This is a genomic window from Marinobacterium iners DSM 11526 (assembly GCF_900107855.1).
In the GTDB taxonomy this organism is placed as follows: domain Bacteria; phylum Pseudomonadota; class Gammaproteobacteria; order Pseudomonadales; family Balneatricaceae; genus Marinobacterium; species Marinobacterium iners.
In genome coordinates, this window is the sequence record NZ_FNRJ01000013.1 from 77661 (window position 1) to 94135 (window position 16475).

Consider the following 16475-nt stretch of genomic DNA (forward strand, 5'->3'; position numbering starts at 1 on the left):
CTAAAGGAACAATCCTCTAATATAAGGCTCTCACGGGACTGGCTGGCGCACTCTATGATGCGCGCTGCCGGTTTGTATCCGTACGAAACAGGGAACCGATGTGCGAATCCTACTCCTTTTACCCATGCTGCTGGTGCTGAGCGCCTGCAGCAGCCCGCCAAAATTGATGTCGCCGCAACCCGAACTGCCCGACAACTGGACCAGCGCTGAAGGGAGCGACACGGAACCGGTCTCGGAAGAGCTGCGTGGCTGGCTGGTGCAACTGAATGATCCACGTTTGCAGGAACTGGCGACGGAAGCCCTGGCGGCCAATCACGGACTGCAGGCCGCTCGGTACAATGTGAGTCGCAGCCGTGAAGCTGTGGATATAAGCCGTGCAGATCGGTTGCCTTCGCTGGCGCTTAATCTGGGCAGTACCCGCAGGGAAGACAGTGATCGGGTAGACTCCCTCGATTTCAGTATCAGCCTGGATCTGGATCTGTGGGGCCGACTCAGTGCGCGTCAGCGTCAGGCCCGACTTGATCTGGCTGCGGCTGAAGCCGGGTTGCGACAACAGGAACAATCGCTGGTGGTCAAGCTTGGCACTCAGTGGTTTGCTCTGCAGGAAGCCCAGCTGCTGCTCGACCTGTACCGTCAGCGTCGTGACAATCTGGCACAGAATGTCGAGGTGATTGCATCCGGCTATCGCCAGGGGCTGAATGAGGCGTTGGACCTGTATCTGGCGCGTAACAACCTGCATGCCGAAAACGCCCGTGTTGAACAGCAAACTCAGCAATTGGCTGAAATTCGTCGTGAGCTGGAGTTGCTGCTCGGGCGCTATCCGTCCGCCCGGTTGATCGCAGAAGCCGCGTTGCCCTGGCTGGAGACTGACATACCGGCAGGTTTGCCGGCCGATGTGTTGACCCGTCGCCCCGATCTGCAGCAGCAGTGGCTGGAACTATTATCAGCCGATGCGGCTCTGGCCGCTGCCCACCGTGATCGCTTTCCCAGCCTTGGTCTGACCAGTACGGGCCTTGGGGGCAGCAGTGATGCCCTCAGTGATCTGTTGTCACTGGGCAACCTGAGCTGGAGCATAGGTGCGAGGCTGACGCAAACACTGTTCGATGCCGGTCGCAAGGCATCGTTGCAGGATCAGGCGCTGGCGCGTCGGCAGGAGCTGGAACAACGCTGGCTGGAAGCAGTGTATGCCGCATTGGCCGAGGTGGAAAATGCATTGTCGCTTCGACAGAGTTTGCTCGAACGCCATGCGCAGTACCTTGAGGCTCAGCGCAATGCCGTGCATGCCGAAAACCTGGCCTTTGAGCAGTATCAGAAGGGCTTGACCAGCTACACCACCGTTCTGGAAGCCCAGAGACGCTCCTTTGATGCCCAGACCAGTGTATTGGGGCTGCGCCGCCAGCTGCTCCAGAACCGGATCGAGCTGTATCGTGCGCTGGGCGGCACTTTTCAAACCGACCTTCCAACAACAGAGCCTGAGCAGGAGCCTGCCGGACAATGATCAAACGTATTCTTCCCCTGATCGTCATTCTGGTAATGGCCACACTCGGTTGGCTTATATACAGCAATCCACCTGAAGTGCACCGTGGTAAGCCGCCGCAACCGGCCAGAATCAATGTAGATACCCAAACCATTGCTGCTGCTCCCTACCGGGTGATGATCGAAAGCTACGGTCGCATTCGGCCACGTACCCAAAGCACTCTGCAACCGCAGGTTAGCGGTGAGGTTGTCTGGCTGGCCGCTGATTTCCGTGCTGGAGGCTTTTTCGAGAAGGGTGAAGAGCTGATCCGGCTAGATAGCCGTGACTATGCGGCCGAAGTGGCGCAGGCTGAAGCCAGCGTGATCAGTGCCCGACAGCAACTGGCCGAAGAACAGGCACGGGCTGACCAGGCCGCTGCAGACTGGGAGCGTCTGGGGAACTCCGGGCAAGCACCGGCACTGGTGTTGCGCAAGCCTCAACTGGCCAGTGCCCGTGCCAGTCTGGCGTCGGCCGAGGCGGTGTTGGCCAAAGCGCGGCTTAATCTGGAACGGACCCGCATCCGTGCCCCCTATGCCGGCCGTGTACTGGAAAAAAGTGTTGATTTGGGGCAGGTGGTGTCCAGCAATACCACCCTTGCCGAGATCTACGCAGTGGACTATCTCGAAGTGCGTCTGCCGTTGCAGAGTCGTGATCTTGGCTTTGTGGATCTGCCCGAAGAATATCGCTTTGACCAGACCGGTGGCACACAGCCACGGGTGGAGCTGATCTCTGATCTGGTCCAGCGTGAAGTTTGGAGCGGCCGTATTGTGCAGACGGAAGGCGCTATCGATGCCACCAGCCGTCAGTTACATGTGCTGGCGCAGCTGGATGACCCCTATGGCGAGAAAGCAGTTGATCGGGTTCCGCTGAAAGTGGGTCAGTACGTCACTGCGCGCATCGAGGGGCGGGAAATTCCGGATGCAATCGTGATTCCCAACCGTGCCATCTATCAGGGCAGTTATGTCTACCGTGTTGAGAACGGTGTACTGCAGCGTCAGCCGATCCGCATTGACTGGCAGAATGAGACCGAGGCCTTGATTGGCGAGGGGCTTGAGCCCGGTGACGAACTGGTGCTGACGTCGCTCGGTCAGGTGATTTCAGGTACTCCGGTCAAAATCCGTGGTGCGGCCAAGCCTGAATCGGAACAACCCTCCGAAGGGCCTGCAGTACAAGGTCAGCGCCGTGCAGCAGGAGAACAGCCATGATCGCCTGGTTCGCACGCAACCATGTGGCCGCCAACCTGCTGATGGTCACCATTCTCTTCACCGGTTTGATGTCACTCAAATACAATATTCCGCTGGAGGTTTTTCCCAGTTTCGAGACCGACACCATCAGTGTCAATGTCAGTCTGCGCGGCGCAACTCCTGAAGATGCCGAGCTGAGTCTTGCAACCCGGGTCGAGGAGGCGGTCAGTGATCTGGAAGGGGTGAAACAGATCAACAGCCGTTCAGTGGAAGGGGGGGCGACGATCACGATCGAAGTCGACAGCGGCTACGATGCCCGTGAGTTGTTGGCGGATGTGAAGTCACGCGTGGATGAAATTGGCACTTTCCCCAGTGAGGCGGATCAACCGGTCATCTCACTGGCCACTTTCAAGCGTGACGTGATTACGGTCGCCGTCGCCGGAGAGCTGAGTGAACAGGAGCTGCGCGGCTATGCCGAGCGGGTGCGTGATGATCTGTTGCGCACGCCGGGGATCACTCAGGTCGAGCTGGACGGGGTACGCAACTACGAGATCGCTATCGAGCTTTCACAGGATCAGCTGCGCGCCTACGATCTGACGCTGTCGGAAGTGGCCGAGCGGATCGGCAACAGCTCACTGGATCTCTCAGCCGGCAACATCCGCACCGATGGCGGCGATATTCTGATCCGGTCCAAGGGGCAGGCGTACTATCGTGACCAGTTTGAGCCGTTGGTCATCAAGGCCAACACCGATGGCAGTTTGCTGCGACTGAGGGATATCGCCAACGTGACCGATGGCTTTGAAGAGTCGGCGTTGCGTACCCGGTTTAACGGCAAACCTGCAGCAATGCTGGATGTCTATCGTGTCGGTGATCAAAGTGCCATCGAAGTGGCCGACAAGGTCAAGGCCTATGTTCATAAGCAGCAGGCCAACCTGCCGCAGGGGCTGGAGCTGAGTTACTGGGGCGACGGTTCACTGCTGGTCAAAAGCCGCATCAAAACGCTGACCACAAACGCACTGCAGGGCGGCATCCTGGTGTTGCTGCTGCTGACTTTGTTCCTGCGCCCCTCCATCGCGTTCTGGGTGTTTATCGGTATACCGGTGAGTTTTATGGGCGCCTTTCTGGTTATGCCACTGTTCGGCGTTACCCTGAACGTGCTGTCACTGTTCGGCTTTATTCTGGTACTGGGGATTGTGGTGGATGATGCCATCGTCACTGGTGAGAACATCTACAGTCACCTGCGCAATGCCGAGTCCGGTCTGCAGGCATCCATTCGTGGCACACAGGAAGTAGCGGTACCGGTGACCTTCGGTGTGCTGACCACGGTTGCAGCATTCTTGCCAATTGGCTTTATCGAGGGTGCCCGTGGTGCGCTGTTCGCCCAGATACCGGTCGTTGTTATTCCGGTGCTACTGTTTTCGCTGATCGAATCCAAGTTCGTATTGCCGGCCCACTTGAAGCACCTCAAGCTGCGTCAGAACGAAGTTGAACAGCAGGGAAGGCTGTCGCAGATGCAGCAGCGTTTTGCCGATGGTTTTGAGCGCATGATTCTCAAGTATTATCAGCCGTTGCTGGCGCTGAGCCTGAAACATCGACTGACTACACTGGCGCTGTTCAGCGGCGTGTTCATTCTGATACTGGCCTTTATTCTGTCGGGCTGGACACGCTTCGTGTTTTTCCCGCGGGTTGAAGCGGATACGGCGCGCGCTTCACTGACGATGCCCAGCGGTACCCCCTTTGAAGTGACCGACCGCCATATCGTGCGGATGGTCGAAGCGGCTCGGGCACTGCAGGAGGACTACCGGGATCCGAATACCGGTGAAAGTGTGATCATGAATATATTTTCCACTACCGGTGCCGGTGGCAGTGCCGAAACGGGCCGAATTCGCTTTGAGCTGCAGCCGGCTGAAGAGCGGGAGCAGGAGGTGAGCGCTTCGACACTCATTAACGAATGGCGTGAGCGAATCGGGCCGATCCCCGGAGCCGAGACGCTGACTTTCAGAGCGGAAATAGGGCGAGCCAGTGACCCGGTCAGCATCGAGTTGCGCTCGGGAGATGTGGATGATCTGCGTGCCATGGCGCAGCAGGTAAAGGCGCGACTGGAAACCTATCCCACCCTGTTTGATATCGCCGATAACCTGTCAGACGGCAAGGAAGAGCTGCAGCTGGAGCTGACACCACAGGCTCATCTGCTTGGCCTGACTCGCAGTGACATCATTCGTCAGGTGCGGCAGAACTTTTTCGGTATCGAGGTGCAGCGGGTACAGCGTGGCCGAGACGATGTAAGGGTGATGGTACGTTTGCCGCTGGAAGAGCGTCAGGCGATTGCCGGCCTCAAGGGGATTCTGATCAACACCCCGGGTGCCGGGCAGGTACCGTTGGATGAAGTGGCGCAGCTGGTGCCGGGCAAAAGCCCTTCGGCCATCTACCGTGTTGACCAGTATCGTACCGCCAATGTGGTCGCCGATATGGACAAGGTCAACACCAATACCACGGTGCTGAATCGCGATCTAAACGAATTTTTGACTGAGCTGGTGCTGCAATATCCCGGTGCAGAATTTAGCCTTGAAGGGGAGGCCGAAGAGCAGCGGGAGTCCTTTGCCTCGCTGGCACTGGGGCTGGCATTCGTGTTTTTCGTGATCTACAGCCTGTTGGCAATCCCGTTCCGCTCCTACCTGCAACCGCTGATTGTGATGTCGGTGATTCCTTTTGGCGCCATTGGAGCGATTGTTGGTCACTGGATCATGGGGATGGACCTGACCATCATGAGCCTGCTGGGGTTGATGGCTCTGATTGGCGTAGTGGTGAACGACAGCCTGGTACTGGTGGACTTCACCAACCAGCGGCGCAAGGAGCTGCAGGCGGGAGGAGAGCACTCACACTTCGAGGCAACGCGACAGGCGGTGCTGGTTGCGGGGGTTGCACGCTTCCGACCTGTGATGCTGACTTCGCTCACTACTTTTATCGGCTTAATGCCACTGTTGTTTGAAAAGGCGGTGCAGGCCCAGTTCCTGATCCCGATGGCAGTTTCGTTGGGCTTCGGCATCATCTTTGCGACGGTCGTCACATTGATCATGGTGCCGGTCAACTTCATGCTGTTGGAAGATCTGCGCAGACTCGGGCGTCGACTGGCGAAGCGCCCCGAGCCTGTCAGCACTCACTGACCCTTCACGAGCCCGCTCCGGTCCGAGGGGCAGGCTCATGCGGCAGGTCTTCTGCCGGCGTTAGCCGTTGATGCAGCCATGCCAACGCCAGCAGTCCCAACCCTAGCCCCATGAAGGAGGCTACCCGCCAGAGCCCTGTCAGGTCTGACATGTCGATCAGGAATAGCTTGGCGACCACAACCAGCAGCAATGCCATTCCACTGCGGTAGAGTGTCCGACTGTGGAGCCAACTTCCCCCCAGCAGTGCTGCCGAGGCCAATAGCAGCCAGATGGCGGAGTAGGTGTACAGCTCGCCATCCGGAGTCGGTCTGGCCAGACTCAGTTCACCCTGCCACAGGTGGCGGATTTCCATGGAGATGAACAGCAGCAGGCTCAGCCCGGCGGCCAGTCCTGCCCAGCGACCTATTGCTGCAGGTAGCTGTCGCCATAGCAGTACCAGCAACAACGAGGGGGCACCGTAACTGATCAGCAGCAGGTTCCACAGCGGGGTGCCACTGATCTCGGTACCGCTCCAGAGCGGGTTGAAAATTAGTAAAACCCATATCAGGTGATTGGCGGCTGCAGCGAGCAAATGGAGTGTTGCGATCACCTGATAGAAACGTGTCAGATGCTGGCTGAGTCGCGCACGCCATAGGTAGATGCAACCGGCACTGCCCCAGATCAGGGTGTTTAGGCTGGCTTCCAGAAAACTGTATTCCTGCCGGAAAATATCGCCATCATACAGCCACCAGCGGACTTCGGCTGCCAGCGTGAGTATCAGCAGGTGGGCTGCACCGCCCTGTAGCCAGGCAGTCATTTTTACATCACTTCGCAGAATCCAGGCAGCGGCGGCAGCACAGGCGCTGGCGCCACCGTAGGTCCAGAGTGACCAGTGGCTGTCGTTGGCATAGCTCAACAGCCAGGGGTTGAAGGTCAATCGGCATACTACGATGGCGAGCACCAGCCGAATAACCCAGGGCAACCACTGCAGCTGGTATCGACGTTGCAGCAACGACAGGCTGATTAACTGAACGGCCAGTGCCAGTGTCAGTGTCGCATCCACCAGCCAGATAACGGCTGCCAGCGACAGTCCCAGGTGGGCACTGCTGATCAGCAGTACTCGCACCAGGTCGCTGCCGGGCTGCTGCAGGGCGATTCGTGACAGAGCCAGGTAGATCAGCCCCAGTATTAATGCGGCACCGCCCCAGGCCCAGTCACTGCTGAAAGCGGTAAACAGGTAATAGCTCAGTGCCAGCATCAGCAACGGCGTAAAACAGCCGAGGCCGATCCAGAAGGCGGCATGTTGCACCCGCCTGAACACCAGCCATGCAGGGCCTGCCGTGAACAGAATGGTCAGCATTACAAAGCGGGAGACCAGTGCGGCCTGAGTGGTTGCATCGGGAGCTGTAAACAGTAGCTGATCGCCGAAATAACTCAGCATCGGCATCACCACAGCCAGCGCGGTTGTTGCCAGTATCAGTGCCGGCAGCGGGTTGAAAAGTGAGCGCCGGCTTGCGGCCAGCAATAACAGTGCAGGCAGTAGCAGCAGAGTGAGGTAACTGCTGGCATGGACGGTTTCAAGTGCCAGTGTGTAACCCTGAGCCAATACGATCAGAATCAGGGTTGGCAATACCGGCCAATGGCGTTGGCTACGAACCTGATGCAACAGATCGAGCCAGCGGTTGGCAGCGGGCCCTGTCTGTTGCAGCAGCCAGTCCTGAGCGGGTACGGCAAGAAACAGATACGCCAACCCCAGCAGATAAAGCGAGCGCACCCCGTCAGCAGGTGTAGTGGCAAGACTTAAACCCCACCAACCGAGACTGCCGATGATGACACCTGCCCAGAGCCAAAGGCGTTCCACATAGGCCAGTAACCAGAGCGAAAACAGTGTCAGGATGCTGATGTAGACCAGTGCCAGTTCGATCTGCCCAGAACCCGTGCTGACCAGAATGGGTACCAGATAGCCGCCCAACATGCCCAGTGCTGCCAGCACGGGCCCGTGCCTCAGGGCAAGTGCCAGTGTGGCAAAGGACACCAGCGCCATGCCCGCGAAGATCAATCCGGGTGAAATACTCTCCAGCAGCTTGAAAGCGGCAAAGAGTGCGGCATACAGGATGATACTGGCTCCACCGGCAAGCGCTGCGAATACATCGTTCTGGCCGCGTTTGCGCCTGAGCCACTCGGCCAGACCATGCAATCCCATACCTGCGATCATTGATAGAATGACCCGCGTTTCAGGCCCCATCAGCCCCTGCTCGATGGAGTAGTGCACCATGAACACTCCGGCAAGGCCGACACAGATGCCACCCAGCCAGATCATCCAGTTTTCTTTAAGGCTGTCAGTTAAGCGTCTAACCAGCCCTGCCTGCGATTGAGATGGCGGTTTGTCAGGCGTTGGGCGCGATGAAGATGGTGCGGCTGAAGCTGCAGAAGTTGAGGTGATGATGCCCCAGTTGGCATCTGCCGGGGGCTCATGTACAGGTGGTATGGGTGCTGCTGTTTGAGCGGCTGAAGCTGGCCGTTTTTCCTGATCAGGTTGTGAAGTGCTTGTTGACGGATGGGAGTCCTGTTGCGTCAGCGCCTTCAGCTGGTGTTGCAGCTGACTTACCTGTTCACGCAGTTGGCGGGTCACCACCCAGGCTCGAATGCCAAGGCCTGCGCCGACCAGCAAAAACAGGGGGAGGGCCAGAAAAAGCAGCCAGAGTTCATCCATACTTGACCTCGCACATATCCTTTGTCTGCCGTATTGCCGGCGCTGGAATCTCATTGACTATAATGCAACAGGTCCTATACAGAAAGACAGGTGCAGAAGGTGTCGCATGATCAATCCTATCCTGCCGCAGGTGCTCAATGAACTGCGACAACACCCAGAAGGGGTCAGTGAGTATCATTTGATGCGTACGCTGGAACAGCAGCACGCATTCGATGAACTGAACGCGGACGGTGCATTGGCGCTTTACCGCAAACACTTCATCATCATGAATGCGTTGTATGATTTGCAACAAGTGCTTTGGGAAGAGGAACAGCGTGTACTGGTTATTTCACCGATGCATATCGAGTTGCACAAGGCGCATGATGAATCGGATCAGGTGCAGGCCAACCCATTGTTGAGCGAGTATTACCTTGATTGGCACAATTTTGAACAGACCAGTGCTGAAGACGTACAGCAACTAATGGATTCGGTGACCGGCCCTCGTTATTGAGGGCGGTCACCGACCGCTTGAGGGTCAGTCCTCTATTTTTCCACTTTTGATCCGTTTCTCATACAGTGCTTCCAGCTTGTACATGTCCTGCTGCAGCTCGAAGAAACCGTGCCAATGAGCGTAGTCCGGGCCTGCCATCATGGCTCCATGACGGGCGCGACGGCCTTCGTGATGCCAGAGGTGGTAAAAAGTAATCTGGAACTCATCGGTCCATGGATTCTCTTTAAGCAGTCCCTTGGCTCTCAGATCCTCCAGCATCTTCTTGGCAGGGTCATAATATTCCACGTTGTAGAGCATGACGGCCTTGTCACCCTGAGCGAAGAAGCCCTTGGTGTGTGACTCACCGTGACAGGAGCTGCAGACCTGCATCATCAGCTTGCGACCGCGATCCCCATCTCCCAGCAACGGACTCATCACGTCAGTGGAGTTGCGCTTCTCGGAACGCTCATCCCAGAGGTTCCAGTACAAGCGTTCGGTAATGTTGTGGGTGGAGCCGAGTTTGCCAATACCGCTCATGTGGCAGGTGGCACAGGTGGGGGCGCGATAGTCACCGGGCTCCCAGCCATCGGCGGGGCTGTCCCAGGTCCACTCATGGCCTTCTGTCGCGTATATCTGGCCGTGCTTGCTGTTCTCGAATACTTCAATATCGGGATGGTCAGGCCCCATGTGGCAACTGGCGCAGGCGGCTGGCTTGCGCGCTTCAGCCAGCGAGAAACGGTGGCGGGTGTGGCAGGCACCGCAGTTGCCGGTTGCCCCGTCCGGATAGATGTTGCCCATACCTGAGTTGGGCCAGGTTGACGGGTCAGGCTTGCCATCGGCCATCAGTTTGATCTCGGTGCCGTGGCACTGCATACAACCGGTTTCATCCGGTGCATTGCCAAGTTCGGGGTTATCACGACCTTCATGGAACTTAACCAGCGCGTGCAGACTGTTCTTTGGAATGATCTGACGATAGGCGCGGAAGTGACCGCTGTGGTTAAACTCATCCTGCTCCTGGGCATGGCAGCGACCGCAGGTGTCGGGCGAGACCAGCGGTGTGATATAGACGTTGCTGAGACCTTCCTCGGCATGCAGCTGGGCATCCACATCTCCCCTGTTGGCAGCGTGGCAGTCATTACAGCCCACACCGACATGGCTATGGCGACTCTTCTTCCAGTCGGCCACAACACCGGGGTGCTCATCCTGGTGGCAGCTGACACACTTCTGGTCCAGCTCGGTCAGGCTTTTGCTGAATACGATGCTGCGTACCGGATTCATGTCGATGCCACCGCCCTCTTCAGCAAGCAGGGGGGCAGGACCGAGTATCAGGCTCAGCAGCAGTAACCAGCGTATTCTGATCAGTCTCATGACAGTTTCCTCATCCTTCAGTCGCGGGCATGGGCGAGAGTTGCGGGGGCGGGGGCAGGAAGCGTTCCAGGTCGGTATGACCGACGCGGTGGCAATCGACACACTGGTCCTGAATAGTGCCGAGAAAGTAAGGTTTGTGAGCGACGAATTGGGCGTTGTCGAGCTCAGAGCCGGACTGCAGGTTGTTGTGGCATTTCAGGCAGCCGGAATCGTAGACATATTCGTTGGCGCGTAACCGTTTGGCGTGCCAGTCCACGTCCTCGGCACCGATGACAAACTCCATCCATACATCCCAGGCACCGCTGCGGGCTTTTTGAAACAGGTAGCTCACATAGTTGTCATGGGGCAGGTGGCAGTCGGAGCAGTATGCCTGCACGCCAGTGGTGGAGCGGCCACCATGGGGATCGCGCAGGAAGGAGGCTTGCATCGGTTTCATGCTGTGACAGCTGCCACAGAACTGCTGGTCAGATGTCATGTTGAGCGCGGTATCCGTCACCGCCCAGCTGACCACGATGCCAAGCCCGGCCAGTGTCAGTATCAGCAGTACCTTGATCCAGAACATGGCGCTAATATCCCTGCAGAATGCATGTTTTATTGTTATGCCCTGCAGCCTAGTTGATAACATCAGGGTTGTCAGATTTATGCGGCTTGCCTGACCTGTTGCCAGCGTTCAAACTGGTGTCAAACATTTAAGCAAGGATTACACCCGTGACATTGAAATTGCCTTCGGCGCTGCTAACCCTCCTGATGCTGATACCGACTACAGCTCATGCTGAAGAGCGCGCCCTGTTTCTGCAGAAAGTGTACATGTCGTTCTGCCTGAAGCATTTTGATGACTATGGTGCGTTGAGGGCGAATCTGATAGAGCAGGGGCTGCCCAAACTGTCTGTGCAACAGGCAGCCCCTTTTTTGCAGGGGCGTGAAGGTGATGCCTGGCCGGTGCCCTATGAAGGTCAGTTCGGCCAGTTTGTGCTCACACTTCCGGCCGGCGACAATCTCTGTGCGGTGATGGCGCGCAGAGCTGATCCGGACAGTACCGGCCGCTGGTTTGCCACTTTGGCCAAAACGGCACCGGAGCCGCTGGAAGTACAGCAGGTGCTGGATGAATCGACATATACTCCACTCAACGGAGAGGCATACACGCGAGCCTGGCGTTGGGCGGCTCCAGCAGCGCTGCAGCAACTGCAATTGACTCTGACGACGGCCCGTGAATCTGACGCGGCCATTCAGGCCATTGTCTCGCTGGCGGTAATTCGTACTGAACAGCAGGAGCGTTAAGTGTTACAGATATCCAATGCCGTCAGTATTGCCGACAGTGAAGTCGAGCTCAATGCGATTCGATCTCAGGGGGCTGGCGGTCAGAATGTGAACAAGGTCGCCAGTGCGATCCATCTGCGTTTTGATATCCATACCTCGTCTCTGCCCGAGTTCTACAAGGAGAGGCTGCTGGCATCCAACGACAGCCGCATCACTCAGGATGGGGTGGTCGTGATCAAGGCGCAGCAGTACCGAACTCAGGAACAGAATCGTGAAGATGCGCTGCAACGGCTGGTCGAGCTGGTTCGCAGTGTGACGCGGGTGGAGAAAGCGCGACGCCCGACACGACCCACTCGAAGTTCACAGCGCAAGCGGATCGAGAAGAAAAAGCAGCGCGGCAATATCAAGTCGATGCGTGGGAAGGTTGATTCCTGATCATCAACAAAACTGATCTTTAATCGCTGTTTTTTACTATTCCTTATCTGCATGGTAGATACAATAATGGGGTCATTCCATTCATATCAGCGTTGCCCCGTGCACGAGGAGTCTTGAGATGACCGACCGTACCATTAAGCGCCGTATCACAGCCCACCCCAGCCGTGACGGTGCCGGTGTAAGTCTGCTGCGCAGTGTAGGCCAGTCTCCCGGCCAGCGTATCGATCCTTTTCTGATGCTGGACTGTTTTTTCTCCGATAACCCGGACGACTACATTGCCGGCTTCCCGGCTCACCCTCATCGCGGTTTCGAGACCGTCACCTACATGCTTGATGGGCAGATGCGCCATCGAGACCATCTGGGTAATGAGGCTGTACTGGGCAGCGGAGGCGTGCAATGGATGACCGCTGGACGTGGCGTTATCCATGAAGAGATGCCGGAGCAGCAGGAGGGCCTGATGCGCGGTTTTCAGCTCTGGATCAATCTGCCGGCAGCCGAAAAAATGATTCCGGCGCGATACCAGGAATTTGCAGCCGAGGAGATCACCAATATTGAGGACTCGCAGACAGGGGTGCGTGTGAAACTGATCGCGGGCGATATTACGCTGAACGGACAGATCTATTCGGGTCCCGTCAGCGGCATCAGTCGAGCTCCTTTGATGCTGGATTTGAGGTTGCCGGCCAATACCACGTTCAGTGTGCCCCTGCAGGATGACAGAGCCGGATTCGTGTATCTGTTTGAAGGTAGCGCACAGCTGTACGATGCAGGGTTGAATCTGCATGAGGCGGCCGAGCTGGGTGAAGGTGAGCTGATCCAGCTGCAGACGGGTCCGGAAGGGGCAGCGCTGTTACTGCTGGCGGCGCAACCGATTAACGAGCCGATTGCACAATACGGCCCCTTCGTCATGAATACGCCGGAAGAGATTGATCAGGCGATCAATGACTATCGCAACGGGACGCTGGTCTAGCGCCCGTTGACAAAACGGGTGTTACTGCCACGGACGGAACATTTGACGCTGCAGCTGCCACATCTGCTGGCGCTGCTCTTCGGTCAGCACTTTATTCATCTCGTCCTGTGCCTTGAGGCGTGCTTCAAACAGTTTCAGCTGACGTTCCTGCATCTGCTTGTGTGCCTGCAGCAACTGTTTGCTGTCTGGCTGACCGTCCTGGTAAAGCTTCATCATTTCCTGCTGGTGGGCCTGCATCTCCTGCATGTGGGATTGTTGCTGTTGCCAGAGCTGCTCCTGTATTTTGCTCATCTGTTTCTGTTGCGCTTCGTTCAGCTCGACGGCATATCCGGCACCTCCCTGAAGGCCCCCCATCATCGGACAGGGCATCATGCCCATACCGCCCATCATCGGGCCACCATGCATCATGCTCATTCCCATGCCATATCCCATCATGGGACCATAACCGCCCATCATGCCCGGTCCCTGCCCCTGCATGTGTGGACCAGCGCCCATCCCCATGTAACCCTGAGCTGAAACCGATGCACTGAGGCCCAGACCCAATGCCAGGCCCAGCAGTGAGCGGGCCATCGTATGCGTGCTCATGACGATCTCCTTGCGTAGTTTGTTCAGCGTTGAATATCGCGTGTTCCAAGCATGGCACAGGCTGGGTCATGCGCAAGCAGGAGGAGCTGCAGAAATCTACTAAAACCGATCAAGATTGTGCAATACAGAGAGAGCGTATCAAGGGTAAATTTGCCATGACTATAACTATAAGATCTGGTGAATGTATGAAAATCATTATATTTTCAGATGTGCCTGCGATGGCTATTTGCGATCAGATCGAAACTGATTTTTGCGTCCGGCCTGAGTGTGTAATAACGGGTAAGGTTGATAGTATCCTGTTGAAAAAATATCAGGCGCTTTTGGATACCCGAGAAAGCCTTGTTATTCTGATATCTTCTGCAGGTTATAAGGATAGTATGGAATCTGTTCTTGGAATACGTTCATGTTCCAGTGTGCCAATTATACTTGCAGCCAATAATCTGAGCAGGGCTGATGAATATATATTGCGTAATGCAGGAGTGGATGATTTTCACGAAGGTCTGGAATACGATACCTTTTTCTGCTTGCAGATTCGATCGGCAAAGCGCTGGATAGATCGCTTTGGCAATCATGATGAAAAAAATAATATTCGATTTGGAAACTGGGTTTTCCAGAAGAATATGAGTGTTGTTGTATCACCCGATAGACGGTCTTTCAGAATTAGCCAGAAAGAGTACAGGTTTTTGGAGCTGTTGTTGAAAAGGCAGGGTGATATTATTACGCGAAGTGAGATCTCTAGATATGTTTTTAAAAGAGAGTGGGATCCAACTGATAAGTCAATCGATGTATTGGTTTCAAGGCTGAGATGCCGATTTAGAAAAGAAAAGCAATATCAGGGGCCTGCAATTGAAAATGTGAGAGGGGTTGGCTACACGCTGATACTTAACTAACTGCGCCTGATCTCCATCGGGGTCGCTCCGGTTTCCTGCTTGATATGTCGGGTCATGTGGCTCTGATCGGTAAAGCCACACAGATCAGCAATGGCGGACAGCGACAACCCACTTCTTCCCTGTGATCGAATCAGCTTTATGGCAGCGTTCACCCTGCGCCTGATAATGAAGCGGTGGGGGGTGACGCCCATATCGCGCTTGAATGCACGCGAGAAGTGATGAGGTGTGCAGTGACAGAGGGCTGCCAGTTCGTTCAATGTGATTTTCTGCCCCAGGTGGGCATCAATATATTCAGTCACCCTGGTGTAGCGGTGGGATGGGATGTCAGGGGTGTTGGTCAATGCCAGAGAGGTGTTCGTATAGTGCTGTATCAGGTGTGAAATCAGCGCCTTTTCCAGGCTTTCAACGTAGGTTGTACCGTGGTAATAACTCTGCTGCATTTCATGGTAAAGCAGTGTCGAAAGGCTTTTCAATACTTCGTCCTGTCGATTGAAGAAAAGATCCATCTCGATATTACCACCATTTATTTCAGCTTCCTCTTCTGCAAAAAGCTTCATTTCTGTTGTTGGAATTAGGAAGTGGATACAAGTTGAGTTCTTTTCATCGATTACCCATTCGTTTTCACTGAAAGCCGGAACGAGTGCAAAGTCATTATTCTGCCAGACGCCCCTGTAGCGCTCACCCGAGCAGTTATACAGCACTTCGCATGCAGGTGGCTGGTTATTTAAAATAAGAACATGATGGTCCATCTCGGGAATAGTAAGATCAACGCGAGGCAGGGGTGAGTATTCTTCAATCAGAATTTTTCCTGAAGAATGAGTGTAATTGGTTTTGGTAGGGCTGAAAGGAATAAGCTCAAGTCGCCCTTTGGGAGATATTATACGATCTTTTGTCATGGCTTATTTTCATTGTTTTATTGATGCAATGCTATACCATGTTTCAGGCTTAATCAAATGTAAATACTTTGTTACATTGCGTTTCAAGTTGTTACAAACAGGTTGGAAACAGAATATTTAAGCGGCCTTAAGGACTCATTAATCTGCTTCAGTCAACATACTGGAGTGAAAGCATGACTCATTATAAGAAAACACTGTTGTCCGGCGCTGTTTTGGCCAGCTCGCTGTTCGTTTCCCAACAGGTTATGGCCATCGCTGAGACGGTTCATCCTCGTGATTATATCCCTGCGCCTTCAGGGGTTAATCTGTCAGTGACCTATCTGGACCACCGCAGTGCCGATAAGGTAAATGCGGATGGCAACACTGTAGCCAATAACGCGGGCTTTGAGGCCAACGCCCTGATTCAGCGTTTCATCCATTATACCGAGCTGCTGGGCATGCCAGCTGATCCTCAGATCATCGTACCCGTAGTCGATGTTGATGTGGGTATGGCAGGACAGGACAGTCAGGGTGTGGGCGATATCTTTTTCGGCTCAACCTTCTGGCCGTTGGCAGATAACGAGAACAAGCAGTGGTTCGGCATAACCCCGTTCATCTATATGCCGACCGGTGAATATGACTCCAACAAGGCCGTGAATGTGGGCGCCAACCGCTGGAGCTACGTTTTGGAGGCCGGTTATACCAAGGGTCTCACTGATAAGCTGTATCTGGACGTGGTCGGTGAGGTGGAGTGGTACGGTGATAACGATGACTATCTTGGCAACTCCACTCTCTCCAAGGATGAAGTCTACCGCTTCAACACCATGTTGTCCTACGATGTGGGGCCGGGGCGCTATGTCTGGGGCCGCTATGTAAAGCAGATTGGTGGCGAAGAGTCTGTTGACGGTGTGTCACTGGATAATGAGATGGATACCGACACCATGAGCATTGGCTACACCCATTGGGTGGGTCAGGACTTCCAGTTGCAGGCTGAATATACCCGTGACCTTAGTGTGGAAAACGGTTTTGAAACAGATGGCGTGACCCTGCGCCTGGCGATCCCGTTCTGAGGA

At 55.4% G+C, this 16475-nt stretch carries 14 protein-coding genes; 9 read left to right on the forward strand and 5 right to left on the reverse strand.

What is annotated here, in order from left to right; translation table 11 throughout:
* Positions 1 to 100: 100 nt before the first annotated feature.
* From BLV48_RS13485 to BLV48_RS13495, 3 genes are read left to right on the forward strand one after another with little or no spacing between them, the layout of a single operon-like run.
* The gene (locus BLV48_RS13485) at positions 101 to 1498 is read left to right on the forward strand and encodes an efflux transporter outer membrane subunit (protein ID WP_139253926.1); all 1398 of its coding nucleotides are present in this window, start codon (positions 101 to 103) and stop codon (positions 1496 to 1498) included.
* Positions 1495 to 2721, forward strand: coding sequence for an efflux RND transporter periplasmic adaptor subunit (locus BLV48_RS13490; protein WP_091827318.1), 1227 nt, complete (start codon positions 1495 to 1497; stop codon positions 2719 to 2721). Before BLV48_RS13485 ends, BLV48_RS13490 begins: the two co-directional genes overlap by 4 nt.
* A complete protein-coding gene (locus BLV48_RS13495) occupies positions 2718 to 5864 on the forward strand; it encodes an efflux RND transporter permease subunit (RefSeq protein WP_091827319.1) in 3147 nt (1048 codons plus the stop codon). The genes BLV48_RS13490 and BLV48_RS13495 overlap by 4 nt, the downstream gene beginning before the upstream one ends.
* Before the next feature lie 4 nt (positions 5865 to 5868).
* Here the strand turns inward: BLV48_RS13495 and BLV48_RS13500 are convergent, their stop codons facing one another.
* Positions 5869 to 8556, reverse strand: a complete 2688-nt coding sequence (locus BLV48_RS13500; protein WP_175527678.1) for a DUF2339 domain-containing protein — start codon at positions 8554 to 8556, stop codon at positions 5869 to 5871.
* A 106-nt stretch (positions 8557 to 8662) separates the two neighbouring features.
* On the opposite strand from BLV48_RS13500, the gene BLV48_RS13505 reads away from it, so the two are divergent.
* Positions 8663 to 9046 carry a DNA-J related domain-containing protein gene (locus BLV48_RS13505; protein ID WP_175527679.1) on the forward strand — a complete coding sequence of 128 codons (384 nt, stop codon included), beginning with the start codon at positions 8663 to 8665 and terminating at the stop codon, positions 9044 to 9046.
* 24 nt (positions 9047 to 9070) lie between these two features.
* Here the strand turns inward: BLV48_RS13505 and BLV48_RS13510 are convergent, their stop codons facing one another.
* Together BLV48_RS13510 and BLV48_RS13515 are read right to left on the reverse strand one after the other, a co-directional pair.
* Complete coding sequence (locus BLV48_RS13510) at positions 9071 to 10393, reverse strand: multiheme c-type cytochrome (protein ID WP_091827321.1); 1323 nt, start codon at positions 10391 to 10393, stop codon at positions 9071 to 9073.
* Positions 10394 to 10403: 10 nt separating this feature from the next.
* Positions 10404 to 10955 carry a cytochrome c3 family protein gene (locus tag BLV48_RS13515; protein WP_091827322.1) on the reverse strand — a complete coding sequence of 184 codons (552 nt, stop codon included), beginning with the start codon at positions 10953 to 10955 and terminating at the stop codon, positions 10404 to 10406.
* 146 nt (positions 10956 to 11101) lie between these two features.
* Here BLV48_RS13515 and BLV48_RS13520 point away from each other — a divergent pair, with 146 nt between their 5' ends.
* From BLV48_RS13520 to BLV48_RS13530, 3 genes are all read left to right on the forward strand, one after another.
* Positions 11102 to 11671 carry an NMCC_0638 family (lipo)protein gene (locus BLV48_RS13520; RefSeq protein ID WP_091827323.1) on the forward strand — a complete coding sequence of 190 codons (570 nt, stop codon included), beginning with the start codon at positions 11102 to 11104 and terminating at the stop codon, positions 11669 to 11671.
* A complete protein-coding gene (gene arfB, locus BLV48_RS13525) occupies positions 11672 to 12085 on the forward strand; it encodes an alternative ribosome rescue aminoacyl-tRNA hydrolase ArfB (RefSeq protein WP_091827324.1) in 414 nt (137 codons plus the stop codon). It begins immediately after the preceding gene.
* A gap of 118 nt (positions 12086 to 12203) precedes the next feature.
* Positions 12204 to 13052: a pirin family protein gene (locus BLV48_RS13530; RefSeq protein ID WP_091827325.1), complete on the forward strand. Its 849-nt coding sequence runs from the start codon at positions 12204 to 12206 to the stop codon at positions 13050 to 13052.
* Positions 13053 to 13073: 21 nt separating this feature from the next.
* On the opposite strand, the gene BLV48_RS13535 is transcribed toward BLV48_RS13530, so the two are convergent.
* Positions 13074 to 13637: a Spy/CpxP family protein refolding chaperone gene (locus BLV48_RS13535; RefSeq protein ID WP_091827326.1), complete on the reverse strand. Its 564-nt coding sequence runs from the start codon at positions 13635 to 13637 to the stop codon at positions 13074 to 13076.
* 68 nt (positions 13638 to 13705) lie between these two features.
* Here BLV48_RS13535 and BLV48_RS13540 point away from each other — a divergent pair, with 68 nt between their 5' ends.
* Positions 13706 to 14527 carry a winged helix-turn-helix domain-containing protein gene (locus BLV48_RS13540; protein WP_091827327.1) on the forward strand — a complete coding sequence of 274 codons (822 nt, stop codon included), beginning with the start codon at positions 13706 to 13708 and terminating at the stop codon, positions 14525 to 14527.
* On the opposite strand, the gene BLV48_RS19000 is transcribed toward BLV48_RS13540, so the two are convergent.
* Positions 14524 to 15084, reverse strand: a complete 561-nt coding sequence (locus BLV48_RS19000; protein ID WP_175527680.1) for a helix-turn-helix domain-containing protein — start codon at positions 15082 to 15084, stop codon at positions 14524 to 14526. The genes BLV48_RS13540 and BLV48_RS19000 overlap by 4 nt on opposite strands.
* Before the next feature lie 512 nt (positions 15085 to 15596).
* Between BLV48_RS19000 and BLV48_RS13550 the strand changes: the two genes are divergently transcribed.
* Positions 15597 to 16472 (forward strand): transporter, encoded by an 876-nt coding sequence (locus tag BLV48_RS13550; protein ID WP_091827329.1) that lies wholly within the window; start codon positions 15597 to 15599, stop codon positions 16470 to 16472.
* The last annotated feature ends 3 nt before the right edge of the window (positions 16473 to 16475 follow it).